Annotated in this window: 16 protein-coding genes; 12 read left to right on the forward strand and 4 right to left on the reverse strand. The window is 68.4% G+C overall.

Going from position 1 to position 20,557, the window contains the following annotated elements; translation table 11 throughout:
• Position 1: 1 nt before the first annotated feature.
• From VFY73_RS04805 to VFY73_RS04835, 7 genes are all read left to right on the forward strand, one after another.
• Entirely contained in the window at positions 2-1,195 is a 1,194-nt protein-coding gene (locus tag VFY73_RS04805) for a tetratricopeptide repeat protein (protein WP_329716779.1), read from the forward strand.
• Positions 1,196-1,336: 141 nt separating this feature from the next.
• Positions 1,337-2,695: a hypothetical protein gene (locus VFY73_RS04810; RefSeq protein ID WP_329716780.1), complete on the forward strand. Its 1,359-nt coding sequence runs from the start codon at positions 1,337-1,339 to the stop codon at positions 2,693-2,695.
• Between the two features lie 378 nt (positions 2,696-3,073).
• Positions 3,074-4,081, forward strand: coding sequence for a GDSL-type esterase/lipase family protein (locus VFY73_RS04815; protein WP_329716781.1), 1,008 nt, complete (start codon positions 3,074-3,076; stop codon positions 4,079-4,081).
• 83 nt (positions 4,082-4,164) lie between these two features.
• Positions 4,165-5,709: a hypothetical protein gene (locus VFY73_RS04820; protein ID WP_329716782.1), complete on the forward strand. Its 1,545-nt coding sequence runs from the start codon at positions 4,165-4,167 to the stop codon at positions 5,707-5,709.
• A 49-nt stretch (positions 5,710-5,758) separates the two neighbouring features.
• A complete protein-coding gene (locus VFY73_RS04825) occupies positions 5,759-6,367 on the forward strand; it encodes a UdgX family uracil-DNA binding protein (RefSeq protein WP_329716783.1) in 609 nt (202 codons plus the stop codon).
• A gap of 80 nt (positions 6,368-6,447) precedes the next feature.
• A complete protein-coding gene (locus VFY73_RS04830) occupies positions 6,448-7,629 on the forward strand; it encodes an FAD-dependent oxidoreductase (RefSeq protein WP_329716784.1) in 1,182 nt (393 codons plus the stop codon).
• Between the two features lie 75 nt (positions 7,630-7,704).
• Positions 7,705-8,676, forward strand: coding sequence for a hypothetical protein (locus tag VFY73_RS04835; RefSeq protein WP_329716785.1), 972 nt, complete (start codon positions 7,705-7,707; stop codon positions 8,674-8,676).
• A 24-nt stretch (positions 8,677-8,700) separates the two neighbouring features.
• Here the strand turns inward: VFY73_RS04835 and VFY73_RS04840 are convergent, their stop codons facing one another.
• On the reverse strand, positions 8,701-10,635 hold the full coding sequence (locus VFY73_RS04840) for an AAA family ATPase (RefSeq protein WP_329716786.1): 1,935 nt from the start codon (positions 10,633-10,635) through the stop codon (positions 8,701-8,703).
• Between the two features lie 249 nt (positions 10,636-10,884).
• Here VFY73_RS04840 and VFY73_RS04845 point away from each other — a divergent pair, with 249 nt between their 5' ends.
• Positions 10,885-12,225, forward strand: coding sequence for an FAD-binding oxidoreductase (locus tag VFY73_RS04845; RefSeq protein WP_329716787.1), 1,341 nt, complete (start codon positions 10,885-10,887; stop codon positions 12,223-12,225).
• Positions 12,226-12,342: 117 nt separating this feature from the next.
• Positions 12,343-14,223 carry an ATP-binding protein gene (locus VFY73_RS04850; protein WP_329716788.1) on the forward strand — a complete coding sequence of 627 codons (1,881 nt, stop codon included), beginning with the start codon at positions 12,343-12,345 and terminating at the stop codon, positions 14,221-14,223.
• Between the two features lie 19 nt (positions 14,224-14,242).
• Here VFY73_RS04850 and VFY73_RS04855 read toward each other — a convergent pair whose 3' ends face one another.
• Genes VFY73_RS04855 through VFY73_RS04865 form a run of 3 tightly spaced genes read right to left on the reverse strand, consistent with a single transcriptional unit; the run spans position 14,243 to position 17,158 of the window.
• Positions 14,243-15,259: a Gfo/Idh/MocA family oxidoreductase gene (locus VFY73_RS04855; RefSeq protein WP_329716789.1), complete on the reverse strand. Its 1,017-nt coding sequence runs from the start codon at positions 15,257-15,259 to the stop codon at positions 14,243-14,245.
• The gene (gene iolG, locus VFY73_RS04860; protein WP_329716790.1) at positions 15,256-16,251 is read right to left on the reverse strand and encodes an inositol 2-dehydrogenase; all 996 of its coding nucleotides are present in this window, start codon (positions 16,249-16,251) and stop codon (positions 15,256-15,258) included. Before iolG ends, VFY73_RS04855 begins: the two co-directional genes overlap by 4 nt.
• Positions 16,252-16,279: 28 nt before the next feature.
• Complete coding sequence (locus VFY73_RS04865; protein ID WP_329716791.1) at positions 16,280-17,158, reverse strand: MurR/RpiR family transcriptional regulator; 879 nt, start codon at positions 17,156-17,158, stop codon at positions 16,280-16,282.
• 146 nt (positions 17,159-17,304) lie between these two features.
• On the opposite strand from VFY73_RS04865, the gene VFY73_RS04870 reads away from it, so the two are divergent.
• The 3 genes from VFY73_RS04870 (at position 17,305) to VFY73_RS04880 (ending at position 20,383) form a co-directional block, all read left to right on the forward strand.
• Positions 17,305-18,333 (forward strand): sugar ABC transporter substrate-binding protein, encoded by a 1,029-nt coding sequence (locus tag VFY73_RS04870; protein ID WP_329716792.1) that lies wholly within the window; start codon positions 17,305-17,307, stop codon positions 18,331-18,333.
• Between the two features lie 101 nt (positions 18,334-18,434).
• A complete protein-coding gene (locus tag VFY73_RS04875; protein ID WP_329716793.1) occupies positions 18,435-19,586 on the forward strand; it encodes an ABC transporter permease in 1,152 nt (383 codons plus the stop codon).
• Positions 19,587-19,597: 11 nt separating this feature from the next.
• Positions 19,598-20,383, forward strand: a complete 786-nt coding sequence (locus tag VFY73_RS04880) for an ATP-binding cassette domain-containing protein (RefSeq protein WP_329716794.1) — start codon at positions 19,598-19,600, stop codon at positions 20,381-20,383.
• Positions 20,384-20,557 lie beyond the last annotated feature (174 nt).

The following is a 20,557-nucleotide window of genomic DNA, read 5'->3' on the forward strand; positions in this document are numbered from 1 at the left end:
CATGAACCCGCTGCTGCACCGCTGCGCCACGCTCGTCGCCGCGGCGTGGCTGGCGGCATGTGCGCCGGTGCCGTTGACCCCGGACGGCGCATCGCTGTTCCTCGATTCGGCGTTCGCGCCGCCGGGCCGGCCGATCGACCCGACGCAGGTCTTCGCGCTCAGCCCCGAGATGCGCCAATACCTGGCCCACGAGATCGACGACCGGGTCAACCTGCACGGGCTGCAGCAAGGCCTGATCGACGCGCTGTACTCCTCCAACCAGAAGCTCGTGCTGGAGTACGACGCCGAATTCACCCGCAATGCGGCCGAAGCCTTCGATGCGCGAGCCGGCAATTGCCTGTCGCTGGCCATCATGACCGGCGCCTTTGCCAAGGCGTTGGGGTTGGCGGTGCGCTATCGCGCCGTTCAGATCGACGACAGCTGGGGGCGCGACGGCGACCTGGCGCTGTTCGTCGGCCACGTCAATGTCTCGGTCGGCAAGAAGGTGCCGCTCGTGCGCACCGTCGAGCAAAGCCCCGATTGGTGGACGGTGGACTTCCTGCCCCAGGCCGACATCCGGCGCCAGCGCACGGTGCCGGTCGCCGAAGAACGCATCGTGGCGATGTACATGAACAACAAGGCGGCCGAGGCCCTGGCCCGTGGCCGCAACGACGATGCCTATTGGTGGATCCGCACGGCGATCACCCAGGACCCGCGCTTTGCCGACCTGTACAACACGCTGGGCGTGGTCTACATGCGCCATGGCCAGCCGCAACCGGCCGAGGCGGCCCTGCGGGCGGCGCTGGGGCTGCGGGCCGAGCATCCCCAGGTATTGAGCAACCTGGCGTTGCTGCTGCGTCGGCAGGGACGCCAGGCCGAGGCCAGTGCGGTGGACCAGCAACTGGCCCGGCTGCGCGCCCAATCGCCGTTTGCCAGCTTCAACCGTGGCCTGCGGGCCTACGAGGCGGGCGACTATGCGCAGGCGCGCGAGCAGTTCGAGCGCGCGCTGGCGATGTCGAATGACTTCCATGAGTTCCACTACTGGATGGCACTGGCCTGCCTGCGCCTGGGTGAGCGCGAGCGGGCCATCAGGCACCTGCGCGAAGCCGAGCAGAACAGCAACACGCGGCAACAGCAGGCCGCCTATGCGATGAAGTTGCAGCGTCTGGCTGCCGCCGGAGCGCCGGGTAGCGGCGCATCGCCACCGGGGCGCTGAGACCAAGGAGAAGCCCCGCGGTTCGGCCGTTGGACGGTCGGCCGGGCCGGGCTTTTCGGCGCCGTCGGCCCGGTGCAAGTCCCACGCCAACATCGAATCGGCCAACGGCACAATCGCCGCGACTGTCGTTGGGGGTGCGAGATGTTCAGTTCCTTTTGCGTCAGCGTCCCGTGGCGCCGGGCGATATCGGCGCTGGCCGCCTGGCTGGCGAGCACCATGGTCAGTGCGGCGCCCGATGCGGTGGCCGGCACGGCCTGCAGCACATTGCCGCCACAGCTGCCGCTGACCACGCCGGTGACTGCGCGAGGCGGCAACGGCGACGTCAGCTACAACAAATGGGACGACTACTGCTACGGCAGCGCGCCCCTGAATTGGACCGAATGGACCGAAGGCAACGACTGGGATGCCGGCACCCAGACGCTGACCCGCAAGCTCGACTACTACCGCCGCGCCGACATCCCGCTCGACGTGCCGATCCCGCTGGTGCTCTATGCCCATCCGAACGGGCCGAGCGAAGAGATCCCGCCGGATTCGGTGATGTACGACGCGCTGCTGCTGAAGGTGCTGGAGGCGGGGATCGCTTTCGCCTCGCTCGAATCGCGCCATCCGCTGAGCAGTTTCATCGTCAAGCGCCCGCCGGGCCATGACAAGCCCGGCTGGCCGGCGCCGACCACCAGCCCGATCCCGAGCAACGACATCGCGACGGCCGTGCGATGGCTGAAGTTCAACCGCCGCACTTTTGGCATCGACCCGAACAAGATCGTGCTGGTCGGCCAGTCGCGCGGCTCGGCGGCCTTGTTGAACGCGCTGCTGAACGAACCGGCGCAGCCGCAATACGGCGACTGGCGGTCGAAGTCGTCGAGCGTGCGTGGGGCCTATGTCGTCCAGGCGCAGACGAGCTACCTCGAGGCCGAGGGCGGGCCGCAGTTCGTCAAGCCCGTCGGCCCGAACGGCGAACCCTATCGCTACTGGTACCACCAGGACGCCCCCGACGTGATCATCGACCTGGCGCGCAACATCCCCGGCAGCGCGGTGCAACTGGCGCGCATGGCACCGTTGGAGGCTTTGGTGCCGGTGCACATGGCCTACGAGCAGCGGATGAACCTGGAGGCCGATGGCCGCATCCAGCCGCAGTGCTACGAGAGCTCGAACCGCAACCGTGCCTACCAGGAGTTCGACAACGACAACAACGCGGCCACGCCACCGATCTACGACGTGGACCAGTTGCCCAAATGCCCGGTCGATGACAACGGCGAGCGGCCGATCTTCGATGTGCACGACCCGAACTACGGCCAGTACTTTGCCCAGGCCTATGCAGACCGCGGCGTGCCCCAGCGCATCACGCGCTGCGTGGAGGTCGGCAAGGACAACGTCGAAGCGGCCTATGCCGAGGTGGTGCCGTTCGTGCGCAGCGTGCTGGAGCCGCGCAACTTCACCACCACCTGCTCGGCTGGCGGCAAGCCGGTGCCGGCCCCGCCGGCGTTGGCAGACACGCCCTGAACCTTGCCGATCTGGCACCATCGGCGCTCGTTCGCCGTGAAGGAGTCGTACCGATGCGCCACCTGATTGCCGCCGCGCTGCTGCTCGGCCTCGCGTTGCCCGCGTGGTCCCAGTCGAGCCGGCCCGCGCCCCTGCGCATCATGCCGATCGGCGACTCGATCACCGAGGGCGGCGACGGCACCGGCGGGTTCCGCAGGCCCTTGTTCGACAAGCTGAGCGCCACTTGGGGCATGCCCAACTTCGTCGGCTCGCGCAACATGCGGCAGAGCGACCCGGTGGATTTCGTCGACCACGACGAAGACGGCTACTCTGCCTACCGCATTGAACAGATCACCTCGGGCAAGGGGCTTGTGGAACGCACCGCCGCTGGAGACCCGCTTGAAGGCGTGGGACCCGGCGGTCGTGACCATCCACGCCGGCACCAACGACGCGCAGCAGAACTACTACTTCTGGGGCAACCCGAAGACCGGCTTTCCCGGCGTGGTCGACCGGCTCGACGACATGGTGTCGCGCATCGTGGCGTTCAACCCCGATATCTACATCCTGCTGGCGCAGATCGTCCCGGCCAACGCGCCGGCCAGTGAGACGACGCAGGCCTACATTCGCGCGCTGAACGCGAAGATCCCGGCGCTGGTCGCGCGCCACCAGGCCCAGGGCCACCGGGTGTCGCTGGTCGACATGTACACACCGATGCTGGCCTACCCCCATCCGGACGGCATCCACCCCAGCGCCGAAGGCTATGCGGTGATGGCAGAGCAGTGGTTCCAGGCCTTGATGGCCCTCGGTGTGGTGCCGAAGAACCCCGACCCGGGCCGCTTCTGGGGCCTGCAGCAGGCCGACCGCTACAGCACCACCACATCGACGCCCTGGAAGACGCAGCCGAACCTCGTGCGTGCCGGCGCGAGCAGTCTCGTCGGCGTCGAGACGACCGGCTACGGCGGCAGCCACGCGCCCGGGTTGCTGAACGACGGGTTGCAGGGGGGCTTCTCGAACGACTCGGACCACGTCTGGACGACGACCTTCACGCTCGCCACCGCGCAGGCGCCGAAGGGCTACGAGCTCACCCGTATCCGCAGCGCCGCGGGCCTGCCGACGGCCGACAACGGCGATGAGCGCTCGCACCAGGCCTACGAGGTCTGGTGGTCGTCGGTCGACACGCCAGATGTCTTCACCCAGCTCGGCGACTTCCACCACATCCTCGTCAACAAGGCCGAGCGGGCGTCGCAGATCGTGCTGGAGCGCGCGGGCGGGGCGCTGCTGGCCAGCGGTGTCGCGAAGATCCAGTTCCGCTTCAAGCAGCCGCCGGCCCGCCAGTTCGGCTTCATCGGCATCGACAACCCGACGCCGTACCGAGAGCTGGAGGTTTTTGGCACGCCGACGCCTTAAAAGAAGAGCCTGCGCTCGGCGAAAATCTGCCCCCATCACTAAAGGGCGCGGCCCTGTCGCCGCCAAGGGAGGGAGTCTTAAGCATGAAAAACGACCACTACGTCTTCCTGGCGCTGTGCGCCATTTCCACCGGTGCCATGAGTGCCAACGAGTCCGTGATCGGAGAGCCTGGATGCCAGGTCGTGAACCCAAGCCCGCGTCCGAACGAGCGCATCAAGTGGTCCGGCGGTTGCAGGGATGGCTATGCGGACGGCGAAGGCGTGCTGGAGTGGTTCCTGGATGATGCTTTGGCCCAGCGTTATGAGGGCCGGATGGTGGCGGGCAAGCACGAGGGCAGGGGGATCCAGACGACACTGGTGGCGGGCGGCGGGCGCTACGAGGGCGAGTTCCGCGACAACCGGCGTCACGGCCTCGGCACGCAGACCCATTCGAATGGCCAGACGATCACGGGAAGGTTCGAGTACGGGCATGCGATCGGAGAGGTGACCGTCCAGGGACCGGGCAGTTCGCGCTATCAGGGAGGGTGGCTCCACGGACGGCCGGAGGGGCGTGGCCGCATGGACGCCGGCAATGGCGCCAGCTTCGAAGGCAGTTTCAAGGACGGCATGCCCAAGGGCCGCGGCGTGCTGACAACGATGTCCGGGCAGACTGTTTCAGGCGAATTTGCCGGCCAGGAGGTCGTTGGAACGGCGGTGGTGTCAGGCCCGGGGGCCTTCAAGTACGAAGGCGGCTGGCTGCACGGGCAGCCGCATGGCGCAGGGCGTGCCACCTACGAAAACGGCACCACCTACGAAGGTGGCTTCAACAACGGCTTGCGAGAGGGCACAGGCATCGGGCGCCACCCGAACGGCTCGAAGATGGAGGGCCAGTGGAAGGCCGATCTGCTCGAAGGCCGAGGAATCATTTCGAGCGCTGAGGGTGGCCGCTATGAAGGAGAGGTGCTTCATGGGCAGGCCCATGGGAAAGGCCGAAGCGTGGACGGACACGGCCTGAGCTATGACGGCGACTGGGTGGCCAATCAGCAAGAGGGGCAAGGGCGAATGACCCTGCGTGACGGGTCCACCTATTCGGGATCGTTCAAGGCCGGAATGTTCGACGGCCAAGGCTCCATGCGCTACGCCGATGGCGCCCAGTACACCGGTGACTTCAAGGCGGGCAAGAGAAACGGTCGCGGGAAGATGATCGACCCCGCTGGCAACGTCAACGAGGGCGAGTGGGCGAACGACATGCTCGACGGCCAAGGCTCCACGCACCGCATCGACGGACAGAGCTACGAAGGCGGTTGGCGCGCCGGGTTCCACCACGGGCGCGGCGTCCATGTGTTTCCGGACGGACGGATCGAAGGCACTTGGGAGAACGGTGCGCTGCATGGGCAGGCGACCTGGAAGGGGACCGACGGCGGAGTGGCCGTGATGAACTGGGTGCATGGAAAGCGCGATGGACGCGCCACGTTGACATATGCCGACAAGAGCCAGGCCACCGGGAACTACGTGCAGGACCAATTCGACGGGCTGTGGATCGTGACGAGGCCTGACGGCACGCGCATCGAGTTCGAATACGAGATGGGCAGGGCCAAGCGATCATCCGCGCCGCTGACGCCATTCCCCATGCCCGGAAGCGGCGTTTGAGCCACTGGCGTGATCGTAAGATGGGCACTGCGATTGCCGCGTCTCGACAATGCGCCATCCGACCCCGTCACCGCTCGCTCGCTTGCAAGCCTTGGCCGAAGATGCCGCGCAGTGTCAACGCTGCCCGCTGTGGCAACACGCTACGCAGACCGTGTGGGGCGAGGGACCGCCGCGGGCGCGGCTGATGCTCGTTGGCGAACAGCCGGGCGACAAGGAAGACCTCGAGGGGCGGCCCTTCGTCGGGCCGGCGGGGCAGTTGCTCGATCGTGCGCTGGAGGCACTGGGCTGGCCGCGCGATGAGCTGTACATCACCAATGCGGTCAAGCACTTCAAGTTCGAGCTGCGCGGCAAGCGCCGCATGCACAAGACGCCGGCCCAGCGCGAGGCCGAAGCCTGCCAGCTGTGGCTGGACGGCGAGATCGCCCTGGTCAAGCCTAAGGCCGTGGTGGCCCTGGGCGGCACGGCCACCCGTGCGTTGCTCGGCAAGGCGGTGCCAGTGCTCGCCAACCGCGGCCAATGGCTGCCGCGGGCGGACGGGCTGCCGGTGCTGGTGACGCTGCATCCATCGGCCTTGCTGCGGCTGCGCGGCGAGGACCGTGAGCTCGCGTTCGCCCAGTGGCTGACGGATCTGCGAGTGGCGGACAGCCACCGAGCCTGAGCTGCCGTCGACCGGTGATGTCTTCGGCGGCGCGGGGAGCGCACCGCGATAATGCGCGCCGCTTCATTTCCCGGCTTTCCATGCAACGTCGACACTTCCTGCGCAGCGGTGCTGCGCTGACCAGTCTTTCGCCGCTGGGCGCCGCGCTGGCGAATGGTGAGGCCGCGCCGGCCGTCACCGCTGGTGCACGGCCGCCGTTCTCGGCACCGGGAGCGCTCGCACCGGTGCGCGCCCGACCCGACCGCCTGATCGACATCGCCGTCTGCACCCGGCCGTTTCGGCCGCAGGGCCCGCGGATCGAGGCCGAGCGGCGCCATGGCAGGACCATCGTGCACAATTACGGCCATGGCGGCAGTGGCTGGTCCCTGTCGTGGGGCTCGGCCCAGGCCGCATTGCCGCTGATCCTGGCCACGCGTGAGAAACACGTGGCCGTCGTCGGCTGCGGCGCGATCGGCTTGACCACTGCGCGCGTTGCGCAACGCGCGGGCCTGCGGGTTCGCATCTACGCGAAGGACCGGCCGCCCGAGGTGCGCTCGTCGGCCGCCACGGGCGTCTGGTCGCCCGATTCACGCATCTGCACCGAAGAGCATGCGACGCCTGAGTTCATGCCGCGCTGGGAGGCGATGGCTCGCGGTTCCTTCAAGGTCTACCAGAGCCTGCTCGGCCTGCCGGGCGACCCGGTCGAGTGGCGCGACGGCTACGTGCTGTCGGACCTGCCGTTCGACCAGCCATTGCCGCCCCCGGCGATCGAAGACATCGAGCCGGACTACCCGGACCTGGAGTCCCGCATCCGCGACCTGTGGCCGCGCTCGCAGCTGCTGCAGCCGCACCAGCACCCGTTCGCCGTGCCGCATGTGCGCCGCTACACCCAGATGATGTTCAACCTGGCGAGCTATTCACGCTTGCTGATGGATGACTTCATGCGCGACGGGGGCGAGATCGAGCAGCGCGAGTTCGCGCACCCGCGCCAGTTCGCCAGCCTGAAGGAGCGCACGGTCGTCAACGCCACCGGTTACGGTGCTCGCGCGCTGTTCGGCGACGAGACGATCGTGCCGGTGCGGGGCCAGACGGCGCGGCTCATCCCGCAGCCGGAAGTCAACTACAACCTGATCTACCGCGGCCACAACCTGGTGATGGTGTCGCGGCGCGAGGGTGTGCTGGTGCAGGCCCAGGGCGAACGCGACTTCGGCGACGACAGCACCGCGCCGGACCGTGCGTTGTCCGAAGCGGCGGTGGGGCGGCTGGCGCAGTTGTTCGCCTGATGCGATTCAGCAACGCGGGCCCTGGTGAAGTCGCGATGGCTGTGGCTTCATGTGAACGTGTTGGACCCGAAGACCATGCCTGCCGTTGATTCACCCGGTTCGCCGGGCTGCGACTTCGAACGGCTCGGCCCGCTGCTGCGAGGGCGGATGGCCCCTGGCCGTGCACCGGCCCGCATGACGCACTGGAGCCTTGCCGCTGTTCTTGTCGTGGCAGCCGCAGGGCTGGGTGCGGCGCCGTCCGCCGACACAGTCGAGCGTTGGGCACCTGAGCGCATCGCCAGCGAGAAGTTCGAGTCCCATGCGGCGTTCGACCCGCTGACGGGCGATCTGTATTTCGTGCGCAGCGAAGCGGACTTTCGCGGTTGGCGGATCTTGCGCAGCCGCTGCGAAACGGGCGGGTGGTCCACGCCGATGGATGCGGCCTTCGCGGGCGACGGCGTCGAAGCCGACCCTTGGTTCACCCCGGATGGCCGCAGCCTCTGGTTCATCTCCACCCGCTCGACCGACGGCCACAGCCGCACCGATCTCGACATCTGGCGCGTCGACCGCGACGCCGACGGCCGCTGGGGCCGGCCCGTCCGCCTGCCCGAGCCGATCAACTCGCCGGGCCAGGAGTGGTACCCGCGGTTGGCGGCCGACGGTTGGCTCTACTTCGGTTCCAACCGCCCGGGCGGCCTGGGCAAGACCGACATCTGGCGCGCGCGCCAGGACGCCGGCGGCGCATGGCGGATCGAGAACGCCGGCCCGGCGGTCAACGGCCCGGGCGACGAATACGAGGCGCAGCCCTTGCCGGACGGTCGGTCGCTGGTCGTGATGGCCGGCGACGGCCTCTACGAAAGCCGCCTGGGCGACACCGGCTGGTCACCACGCCGGAAGTTGCCCGACGCGATCAACCTGAACGGCAGCGAGATCGGCGTGCTGGCCTCACCATCCGGCCGCACGCTGATGTTCTCGCGCGATCTGAAAGCCGGCGACAGCGGCGAGTTTTTCGTCTGGCACCGCGAAGGCACCGAAGACTGGCCACCGGCTTGTCCTCGGCGGCCCTGACCGGCAGATCGGCAGCCTGAAGGCTCAAGCGGCCGTCAGCTCGGGTCGCGGCGCGGCGATTGCCAGCGTGGGCGACGCGGGGTCGCCCAGCAATTCCTTCAACGGTGCGCCCGACAACACCTCGGTGCACAGCAGCGCGTCGGCCATCGCGTCCAATCGACCGCGCTGGGCGGTCAGCACGGTGCGGCAGGTGGCCTGGGCCTGTTCAAGCAGCGCGCGGGCTTCGTTCAGCACGCCGGCTTGCACGTCCGGGCCCAGCAGTTCCTTGGGCACGCCGGCAATGCTGAGCAAACCGAAGGTCTCGGAGAAGCCGAGCTGGCCGACCATCTGGATCGCCAGTTCGGACGCGCGTTTCAGGTCGTCCGAGGCGCCTGAAGACACGCTGCCCAGCACCATCAGCTCGGCTTCGCGGCCACCCAGCATCATCGCCAGCCGGCTGACCAGCTCGCCTTGGGCGTACAGCGGGTCCTCGGTCTCGCGCGTCATGTAGGTCACGCCCAGGCCGGGGCCGCGCGGCTCGATCGTCACGCGCTCGATGCGGCCGGCGCCGGTCCAGTGGCCGACCAGCGCGTGGCCGGCTTCGTGGAAAGCCAGCCGGTGGCGCGTCTCGTCGGTCAGCAGGTCCTTGATCGGCGACACATCGCCGCCCAGCAGCTGGGTTTCGACCGCGCGCACGAGGTGGTCCGGCGTCACGTGGTCGGCGCCTTGCTCGGCGGCGGTCGATGCGGCCTTGTTGACGACGTTGGCGATCTCGGCCGGCGACATGCCTGTGGCCATGCGCGCCAGTGCTGCGCAATCGGCGTGGCCGTCGTGCTTGACCTTGTTGAGGTAGAGCGCGAACAGTGCCTCGCGTTCGGGCAGCGTCGGCTTGTTCAGCCGTACCAGCATGTCGAAGCGGCCGGGGCGGCGCAGCGCCTCGTCGATGTTGTCTTCGTGGTTGGTGGCGGCGACCACCACCACGTTGTCCATCGCGTCGAAGCCGTCCATCTCGACCAGCACGCGGTTGATGATGCGGTTCATTTCCGACTCGGCGCCGCCACCCGGGCCGCCCTGGGCCCGCTTGCCGATGCCGTCGACCTCGTCGATGAACAGCACGCAAGGCGCCTGCTTGCGCGCCAGCTTGAACAGCGATTTGACCTTGGCGACGCCGGCGCCGTAGTAGGTGGCGGTGAAGTACGAGCCGTCGACCGCGATGAAGTGGGCCTTGCTCTCACCGGCCAGTGCCTTGGCCAGCAGCGTCTTGCCGGTGCCCGGGGGGCCGACCAGCAGCACACCGCGCGGCGCCGCAGCGCCCAGCTTGGCGTACTGGGCCGGGTCGTGCAGGAAGGCCTTCACACGATTCAGTGCCGCCTTGGCCTCGTCGTTGCCGATCGCGTCGGCGAAGCGGGTCTCGGGGCGGGTCGCGATCGTCGTGGCGTTGTTGCCGGCATTGGTCTGCAGCCGCGTCATCATCAACAGGCCGCCGCCGAGCAGCAGCACCAGCAGGACGGGGGGCACCGCGGCCTCGATCGCACCGAGGGCGCGTTGGCTTTTCGTGCGGCCGTCGATCTCGACCCCCACCAACGCGAAGCCGGCGGCGGCGCTGCGCTCACCCAGGCGGTCCAGAACGGTGCCGGCACAACCCAGCGACGAGCAGCCCGGCACCTGGGTGCTGGCCTTGTCACCGTTTTTCAGTGTGTACAACACCAGCCCGCTCTTGCCATTGGCCATGCCGACGGCCGCCAATTGGCCGCTCTGAGCTGCCTGCACGAAGTCGGACACCGTGTGCGGCCGGCTCAGCCAGGCATCGGGGTCGTTCTCGAACTGCAGCGCGGCGGGGTCCTTGCGCGACTGGGCCTCGGCGTCGGCGTGCTGCCACAGCCACAACAGGCCGACCAGCGACAGCAGCGCTGTGGCCAGCGCGAGGGTGGTTCGGGGGTGGGCGCGGCCGCGCTGGAGGAGTTTCTGCCAAGAGCTCATGGGGGCGGGGAGTAAAAGGGTGGCCAGGGCGAAAGGCGGGATGTCAACCAGTGTGCGGGCGACGGGCAAGCCGCGGTCGCCGGATGAACGGGGAACTGAGGCCTCTATCCTTCGCCAACGCCGCACTTTCCGCGAGCGGCCGACGGTGAAACCTTTCTTTACCTGCCGGCGACGCCGGATGGCCTCGTTCCTTGGGAGTGACCCGGGCGTCGGCAAAAATTCCGTCCCGCGGGAACGAGAATTGCGGCCATGCCGCCGCCGTCCTCCTTGATCGCCCACTACCCGACCAGCTGGTACACCGCCACCCGCACCCACGCCGAGGCCTGGCCGGTGCTGAAGGGGCGGCTGCAGGCCGATGTGGCGATCGTCGGCGGCGGGTTTGCCGGTTTGCATCTGGCGCGGCTGCTGGTCGCCAAGGGGCGACGGGTCGTGGTGCTCGAGCGCCAGCGTGTGGGCTGGGGCGCCTCGGGCCGCAACGGCGGTTTCGTCAGCCCCGGCTTCGCCGAGAGCTCGGCCGCGCTGTTGAAGCACCTGGGCGCCGACACGGCGCGCCGGCTGTTCGCCCACAGCCAGGCCGGGGTGAGGCTGGTCGAGCAGGTGATCGGGGAGCTGCAGCGGCCGGACTTGTTGATGGGCCGTGGCCAACTGACCTGCTGCCGCACGGCCCAAGGCCCGGCCTTCGGCGACCAGGTGAATTCGCTGGCGCACGCGCTGGGGGCCCGGTTCGAACCGTGGAGCTCACTGCAGGTCCACTCGGTGTTGCAGACGCACCGGTATCACGAGGCGGTGCATGACCCGGACTCGTTCCAGATCCATCCGTTGAACCTGGCGCTTGCGCTGGCATCCGACATCGCGCGCCGCAGCGGGCATGTCTTCGAGGGCAGCGCGGTGCAATCGATCCGGCGTCAGGGTGGCGTGTGGGCCGCCCATACGGCCAAGGGCAGCGTCGAGGCGCCCGAGTTGGTGCTGGCCGGCAACGCCGACCTGGGGCCGCTGCACGGGCCGCTGGCACGCTCGGTGTTGCCGGTGGCCACCTACGTCGCGGTGACCGAACCGATGGGCGCCGCGCTGAAGGATTGCGTGCGCTGGGGTGGCGCCGTGACCGACACCCGGCGGGCCTGCGACTACTTCCGCGTCGTCGATGGTGACCGTCTGCTCTGGGGCGGGCGCATCACCACCGACACGCGAGAGCCGCGTGGCCTGCGCCGCCTGATGCGGCGCCACATCCTGGCCGTCTTCCCGCAACTGCGCGCGCACGGCGAAGTGAACATCGCCTTCGCCTGGCCCGGCATCATGGGGTACGCGGTGCACAAGATGCCGTTCATCGGCCAGCTCGAGCCTGGGCTGTGGGTGTCGTCGGCCTATGGCGGCCACGGCGTGGGGCAGACGGCCGCCGGTGCCATCCTGCTGGCGAACGCGATCACCGAAGGCGACGACGAATGGCGCCGCTACCAGGCCTTCCCGCTGCGCTGGGCCGGCGGCCCGTTGGGACGGGCGGCCACCCAGGCGGCCTACTGGTGGATGCAGGCGCGTGACCTCTGGGACGAAGCACGCAGCGCCCGGCCGGCCACCGCGCTGGGGCGCATGTAGCACGCTTCGCGCGTCGGGCGGTCCAGCCGACCGTCACGTATCCAGGGGACCGTTTCCATTCTGTGCGATGCAGCGGATCGGCGTACCATCGACCGATAACCCTGCAGATGAGTCGACTTGGACGCGCCCGAAGCGACCCCCTTCGAGTCCAGCTTCACGCTCGACGCTGCGCTGCTGGGCGCCCGCAAGGCTGAGAACGCGCGGCGCCTTTACACCGTCCAGATCCCCGCGGTTCGCGCAGTCGGCTTCGCCATCATCTGCGTGATGTCGGTGGTGCAGCATGCGCGCAACCCCGAGGCGTTGCCGCTGTTGCCGATGTTCCTGCTGATGGCGCTCAGCCTGTCGTACGCGGGGCTGGCCTGGGTGACGCTGCGCATGGGCTACGGCCGCGTGCTCGGGGTGGACCTGAGCCACGCGCTGTTCCACCTCGACCTGCTGGTCTGGCTGCCCCACCTGTACTTCTTCGAGCCGTCGAACCTTTTCTTCGCCTTCTTCCTGCTCGTGCGCGTGGCCGACCAGGTGGGCTTCGGCTTCCGACGGGCGCTGTACTTCAACCACGTCATCTTCGGCACCTACCTCGCTTACTCGTTGGTGATGCTGATGGCCCGCCCGGACGTGGCGCCCTGGACGGACCGGCTGGCGATCGCCGGCACGATGTACCTGCTGGGGGCCTACCTGGCCGTCACCGGCCTGGTGATCGAGCGCCTGCGCGACCGCCTGCGCTCGGCGGTGCATGCGGCGCGCGGCCTGGTCGAGCGGCTCGAGCACGAGACCCGCGCGCTGGAGCTGCAGACGGTCGAGCTGGACATGGCGCGCCGCCAGGCCGAGCAGGCCAACCAGGCCAAGTCGCAGTTCCTGGCCGTGGTGAGCCATGAGATCCGCACGCCGATGAACGGCATTCTCGGGACCACCGAGTTGCTGCTGGGCTCGCATCTGTCACCTGACCAGCGGCGTTATGCCAAGACCGCGCATCGCTCGGCGATGGTGCTGCTGGCGCTGATCGACGACGTGCTCGACCTGTCGCGCATCGAGGCCCGCAAGCTGGTGCTGCACCCCACGGCCGTGGACCTGCGCGCGCTCGCCACCGAGGCGGTCGACCTGATGACCGTGGCCGCGCGTGAAAAGCCGGTCAAGCTGACCTGCCTCGTGCCGCCCGATCTGCCGAGCCACCTGGAATGCGACCCGATCCGCCTGCGCCAGCTGCTGGTCAACCTGCTGCACAACGCGGTCAAGTTCACCGAGCGGGGCAGCGTGTCGCTGGAGATCATTCGCCTGGGAAAGACGGGCGACACGGAGCACCTTCGCTTCGCGGTGCGCGACACCGGCATCGGCATCGCCAGCGATCAGCTGGACATGGTCTTCGAATCCTTCACCCAGGCCGACAACTCCAGCACGCGCCGCTTCGGCGGCTCGGGCCTGGGCCTGGCGATCGTCAAGCATCTGGTCGAGCTGATGCACGGCCAGGTTGGGGTGACCAGCCGGCTGGGCGAGGGCTCCACCTTCTGGTTCGACCTGAGCCTGCGCAAATCATCCGAACCGCCGGCCCTGGCCGAGCTGCCGCCATCGCAGGACAGCGTTCCCGTCGGCGAGGTGGACAAGGTGTCGGCCCGCGTGTTGCTGGTCGAAGACGACGCGGTCAACCAACTGGTGGTCGAGAACATGCTGGCCAAGCTGGGCTGCGTGGTCGAGGTGGTCAACAACGGGGCGGCTGCTTGCGCGGCGGTTGAGCGCAGCCGCTACGACCTGGTCCTGATGGATCTGCACATGCCAGGCATGGACGGCTATTCGGCGACCGTTCGCATCCGCGAGGAGGAGACGCTGCGTGGCGCCTACACGCCGATCGTGGCGCTGACCGCCGACGCGTTGGCCGGCGATCGCCAACGCTGCATCGACGCCGGTATGGACGACTTCGTCACCAAGCCGATCAGCACCGCGCTGCTGGCGGCCGTGGTCGAGCGCTGGACAGGCCGCGGCACACCACCGCCCACCAAGTGGTGAGCGGGGCACGCCGGGCGGCTCACACCGCTTCGGGCATGCCGCTGCGCAACGAGCGGGTGATGGCCACGCCGATGCGCGTGGCCTCGGTCGCATCGGCCAGCGTCAACGGCACGGCAGGCCCGCCGACACAGGCGTTGACAAAGGCCTGAAGTTCGCGCTCGAAGGCCTCGTCGAAACGTTCGAAGAAGTCGGCCACCGCGCGGTGCCGCACGCCTTGCGAATCGCTCAACACCACGCGGTCGCGCGGGGCGCCATGGCCGACCAGCAGTTTGCCTGCCGTGCCGATCACCTCGGTCTGCGTCTCGTGGCCGTGGGCGAAGGTGCGCGAGGCGTAGAACACGGCGCGCGCGCCGCCTTCGAACTCGACGATCGCCAAGCCGTTGTCCACGTCCGCATGCTGGGCCAGCCCTTCGTGCAGCGCGATCGTGCCGCTGGCGAAGGCGCGGGTGGCGCGCGGTGCGCCGAGCATCCAGCGCGCCAGGTCGATGTCGTGCACGCTGCAGTCCATGAACAGGCCGCCCGAGCTTTCGGCGAAGCGCACGAAGAAGCCGCTGTCGTCGTTCAGGTCGCAAGTCTGCGAGCGCACGAGGAACGGCCGGCCGATGTGGCCGGCGCTGACCTCGGCCATCGCGTTCGCATAGCTCGGGTCGAAGCGGCGCACGAAGCCGACCATCGCGACGCGGCCGGGGTGACGCTCGGCGACGGCCTGCACGCGCTCGCAGTCACCGACGCTCAGCGCCAGCGGCTTCTCGACGAACACGTGCTTGCCAGCTTCGAGCGCGGCGATCACCTGGTCGGCGTGCAGCGCGGTGGGGGTGACCAACACCACGGCGTCGATCCCGGGGTCGTGCACGAAGGCCTCGAAGTCGGCATGCAGCCGCTCGATGCCGAAGTCGCGCTGCGCCGCTTCCAACTCGGCCGCGATCGGGCTGCATGCAGCGACGAGCTTCGCGCCACGGATGCGCCACGCGAGGTTCTCGGCGTGGCGCCGCCCCAGCCGGCCGAGGCCGGCGATGCCGATGCGGACGCTGTTCACAGCGTTACCGCCTGTCCGCTCTGCCACGACGCCGTCGCCGCATCGGCCAGCTTCTGCGCCGCCACGCCATCGGCGATGGTGGTGCGGAAGGCGGCGCCCGACTGCAGGCAATCGAAGAAGTGCGCCAGTTCGAGGCGGTAGGCCTCGCGGTAGCGCTGCAAGAAGAAGTGCTCCGGCTTGTCGGCCTTCACGCCGTTCGCGTCCCACTGCTGCACCTCGGTCGGCTTGTGGTTGCCGCAGGCCAGCAGGCCGGTGCTGCCCAACACCTCGAAACGCTGGTCGTAGCCGTAGGCGGCGCGGCGCGAGGTGTTGATCTGGCACAGCCGGCCCTTGCGCGTGCGCAGCGTGACGGCGGCGCAGTCGATGTCGCCGATCTCGGCGATCGCGGGGTCGACCTGGCAAGAGCCGGTGGCGCTGAGCCACACGGGTTCGTCGCCGTCGGCGCAGAGGATCCAGCGGAAGACATCGAAGTCGTGGATCAGCATGTCGCGGAAGATGCCGCCCGAGCCCTTCAGGTACTGCGCCGGCGGTGCGCCCGGGTCGCGACTGGTGACGACGAGCATCTCGGGGTGGCCGATCTCGCCGCGCGCCAGGCGCTGCTGCGCTTCGCTGAAGGTCGGGTCGAAGCGACGCTGGAAGCCGATCATGCAGGCGATGTTCGCCTCGGCCACCGCGCGAGCGCAGGCCTCGGCGCGCGGCACTGACAGGTCGACCGGCTTCTCGCAGAAGATGTGCTTGCCCGCCGCGGCGGCGCGGGTGATCAGGTCGCTGTGGGTGTCGGTGGGCGAGGCGATCGCGACGACGTCGATGTCGCGGTTGGCGAACACGACGTCGGGTGTCGATACCGCGGCGCCCAGCGCCTGCGCGAGCTTCGCGGCGTTGTCGGCCACCGGGTCGCACACAGCGACGAGCTTGACGCCGGGCAGGGCGGCCAAGTTGTGGGCATGGATCTGGCCGATGCGGCCGGCGCCGAACAGCGCGACGTTCTTCATGAAGGCTCCGTGAGGGGGCAGGAATGGATCAGTGCGGGTCCGCCTGCTCGTGAGCAGGCCGGTACTTGAGTTCGAGCTGGTAGGCCAGCGCGATGAACAGGCTCTGGGCGAGGCACATCGTGTTGGTCAGTGCACGGAAGCCGAAGGTCGAGGCCTCGTGCACGACGAGCACCGCGGCCGCTTCGGCCGCCAGCGGGCCCATGCGGCTGTCGGTGATGGCGATGATGTGGGCGCCGCGTGCGGCGGCTTCGCGCGCCGCGTCGAGCGACTCTTCGGCATACGGCGAGAAGCTGGTGACGATCAGCACATCGCCGCGCTTCAGCCCGCGCAACTGGCCGTCCTGCATCGCGCCCAGGCCGTGCACCAGCTGGATCTGCTTGTCGGTGTGCTGCAGCGCATAGGCCAGGTAGGCCGCGACCGGGAACGAGCGGCGTGAGCCGACCAGCCACACCGTCTGGGCCTCGGCCAGCAGGTTCACCGCGTCGGTGAAGATCGAGCTGTGCAGGTCGCGTTGCAGCTCCTGCATGCCGGCGATGCTGCCGCCGATGAACTCGTGCGCGATGTCGGCCGCGGCCAGCGGGCCCTGCGCATGCTCGATCACGTCGCGGATGCGGGCCTGGTAGTTGCGCCCCGGTGCCAGCTGCTGGCGGATGCCGTCGCGGAACAGCTTCTGCATCTCGCTGTAGCCCGAGAAGCCGAAGTGCTTGGCAAAGCGAATGACGGCCGAGGGCTGCACGCCGCAGCGCTCGGCCACATCCTGGATGCGCTCGATGCCGAGCTGGTCCTGGTGCTTCTCGACATAACGCGCGATCAGCTTCAACTGTTTCGACAGGCTCTCGTACTCGGCGCCCATCTGCGCGAGGAACTCATCGGCGGCGGTGGCCACGGGGTCTTCTTCATCTTTCATCGTGGGCCGGATCTTATAGAAAACAGAAAAAAAATTCCACACGTTTGTACTTAGGAAATTTCATTTCCATCGTTCCTAGAATGAGTTCCACAGGCCGGCGCTGTCCGCCACCTGGGAACCGATCACGACGACGACTGGAGACGACGATGACCTTCGAGACCAAGCGTGCACTGCTGAAGACCCTGGCGCTCGCCGCGCTGCTGGCCGCCGGTTCGGCCCAGGCGGCCGGCCGCTACGTGCTGATCAGCCATGCACCCGATTCCGACGCGTGGTGGAACACGATCAAGAATTCGATCAAGCAGGCCGGCGAAGACTTCGGCGTGCAGGTCGACTACCGGAACCCGCCCACCGGCGACCTGGCCGACATGGCGCGCCTGATCGAGCAGGCCGCCGCGGCCGGCTACGACGGCGTGATCACCACCATCGCCGACTACAGCGTGCTCGAAGGCGCGATCAAGAAGGTCACCGACAAGAAGATCCCGCTGATCACGATCAACTCCGGCACCACCGCGCAAAGCGAGAAGCTTGGCGCCGTGATGCACGTGGGCCAGCCCGAGTACGAGGCCGGCCGCGGTGCCGGCTACAAGGCGCAGGCCGCGGGGGTGAAGACCTTCCTGTGCGTCAACCACTACGCCACCAACCCGGCCTCGTTCGAGCGCTGCCGCGGCTTCGCGGAAATCATCGGCGCCGACTACAAGACCTCGACGCTCGATGCCGGCGACGACCCGAACGGCATCGAGGCCAAGGTCTCTGCCTACCTGCGCCAGCACCCGAAGACCGACGCGGTGCTCGCCCTCGGCCCGACCTCGGCGGCCCCGACGCTGAAGGCGCTCGACAAGGCCGGCCTGAAGGGCAAGCTCTACATGGCCAGCTTCGATCTCTCTGACGAGATATCGAAGGGCATCAAGGACGGCTCGGTCAAGTTCGGCATCGACCAGCAGCCCTACCTGCAGGGCTACATCCCGGTGGCGGTGCTGGCGACGATGAAGCAGCTGAAGAGTGCCGACCGCGCAGCGGTGGCCGAGGCGGTGAAGGCCAATCCGAAGGCCAAGGCGCGCTTCGACGAATATGGCCTGGCGCCGGTCTACGGCAAGCGCCACATCCTCTCGGGCCCCGGCTTCGTCACGCAGGACAACATCGCCAAGGTCGAGAAGTACGCGGGTCAGTACCGCTGACGTTGACGGCAGCGCCGCGCATGCTGGCAAGGCGCTGCTGACGATTCCTGCTTGCCATGCAACCTCCACTCGACTCCGCCCGACGGGCAGATCCCCCTGCGATGAGTGCCGTTCCCTTGACTCCTTCCGCGTCCACCGTGGGCGCGGCCCCCGACGAGCGCATGCGCCGCGTCAGCCCGTGGCGCGCTTTGCTCGGCCGCCCCGAGTTCGGCTCGCTCTCCGGTGCCGTTCTCGTATTCGTGCTGTTCGGCCTGAGTGCCGGCGGCTCCGGCATGTTCAGCCTCGAAGGCGTGGTGAACTGGGCCACCGTGGCCGCCTTCCTCGGCGTGATCGCCGTCGGTGCGGCGCTGCTGATGATCGGCGGCGAGTTCGATCTCTCGATCGGTTCGATGATCGGCTTTGCCGGGATGATGCTGGCGATCCCGGCGCTCTACTGGGGCTGGCCGCTGTGGGCCGCGGCGGTCTTCGCCTTTGCGCTCAGCATCACGCTCGGCGCGCTCAACGGCTACCTCGTGGTGAAGACCGGGCTGCCCAGCTTCATCGTCACGCTGGCGTTCTATTTCATCCTGCGCGGTCTGTCGCTGGCGGTGTCGATCTTGCTGACCGGCAAGACCATCCTCAGCGTCAACGAAGGCCAGTCGCTGCGCGAGCTGGCGCAGGCTGACGTGTTGTTCGCTGCGCTGTTCAGCGGCCACGTCGGCGAGGGCCTGTTCAACCAGCTCGCGGCCTGGGGCTGGGTGGCGGCGCGTGACGACGGAACGGCGCTGGCCACCGGCATCCCCAAGGTCGTCGTGTGGTGGTTGGCGCTGACGCTGGCCGGTGCCTTCACGCTGGCGCGCTGCCGCTTCGGCAACTGGGTGCTGGCGGTGGGCGGCGATGCCAATGCGGCGAAGAACTGCGGCATCCCGGTCGCACGCGTCAAGATCATCCTGTTCGTGCTGATGGCCATGTGCTCGACGCTGTTCGCGGTGCTGCAGGTGGCCGACGCGGGCTCGGCGGCTGCCGACCGCGGGCTGCAGAAGGAGTTCGAAGCCATCATCGCCGCGGTGATCGGTGGTTGCCTGCTGACCGGCGGCTACGGCTCGGTGATCGGTGCCTCGCTCGGCGCGCTGATCTTCGGCGTCGTGCAGATCGGCATCGGCTACACCAGCATCGACAACAACTGGTACCGCGTGTTCCTTGGCGGCATGCTGCTGGCCGCGGTGCTGTTCAACAACTACATCCGGCGCCGTGTCGCGCTGGGCCGGCGCTGAAGGAGCGGAGCGTGAGCGACTTCATTCTCCAGCTCGAGAACATCAGCAAGTTCTTCGGCCCGGTCATCGCGCTGAACGGCGTGACGCTGCGGCTGAAGCAAGGCGAGGTGCATTGCCTGCTCGGCGACAACGGCGCCGGCAAGTCCACGCTGATCAAGACGCTGGCCGGCGTGCACCGGCCGGACAAGGGTCAGTACCTCGTCGATGGTGATCCGGTCGCCTTCGGCTCGCCGCGCGAGGCGCTGGACCGCGGCATCGCCACCGTCTACCAAGACCTGGCACTGGTGCCGATGATGAGCGTGGCGCGCAACTTCTTCATGGGCCGCGAGCCGGTGAAACGGCTGTTCGGCCTGCTGCCGGTGATGGACCACGCGCTGGCCGCGCAGACCGCTAGCGAGCGGCTGGCCGAGATGGGCATCAAGGTGCGCGACGCGGCGCAGATCATCGGCACGATGTCCGGCGGCGAGAAGCAGTGCCTGGCGATTGCCCGCGCGATCCATTTCGGCGCGCGCGTGCTGATCCTCGACGAGCCGACCGCGGCGCTGGGCGTGAAGCAAAGCGTCAACGTGCTCAAGCTGATCAACAAGGCGCGCGAGCGCGGCATCTCGGTGATCTTCATCACCCACAACGTGAACCACGCTTACCCGATCGGCGACAGCTTCACGCTGCTCACCCGCGGCCGCTCGATGGGCACCTTCGACAAGACGCAGGCCAGCCGCGAGCAGGTGCTCGAGATGATGGCCGGTGGCGCCGAGATGCAGTCGCTGATGGCCGATCTGGAAGGGGTGACGATCTGATGGCGCTGCGCTTTCCGAGCGGCCGTCGCTTCGACCTGGCGTGCCTGGGCCGCCTCGCGGTCGACCTGTACGCGCAGCAGGTCGGCGCGCGTCTGGAGGACGTGGCCAGCTTCGCCAAATACCTGGGCGGCAGCTCGGCCAACATCGCCTTCGGTGCGGCGCGCCTGGGGTTGC

The sequence above is a fragment of the Ideonella sp. genome (assembly GCF_036277275.1).
Lineage (GTDB): Bacteria > Pseudomonadota > Gammaproteobacteria > Burkholderiales > Burkholderiaceae_C > Ideonella.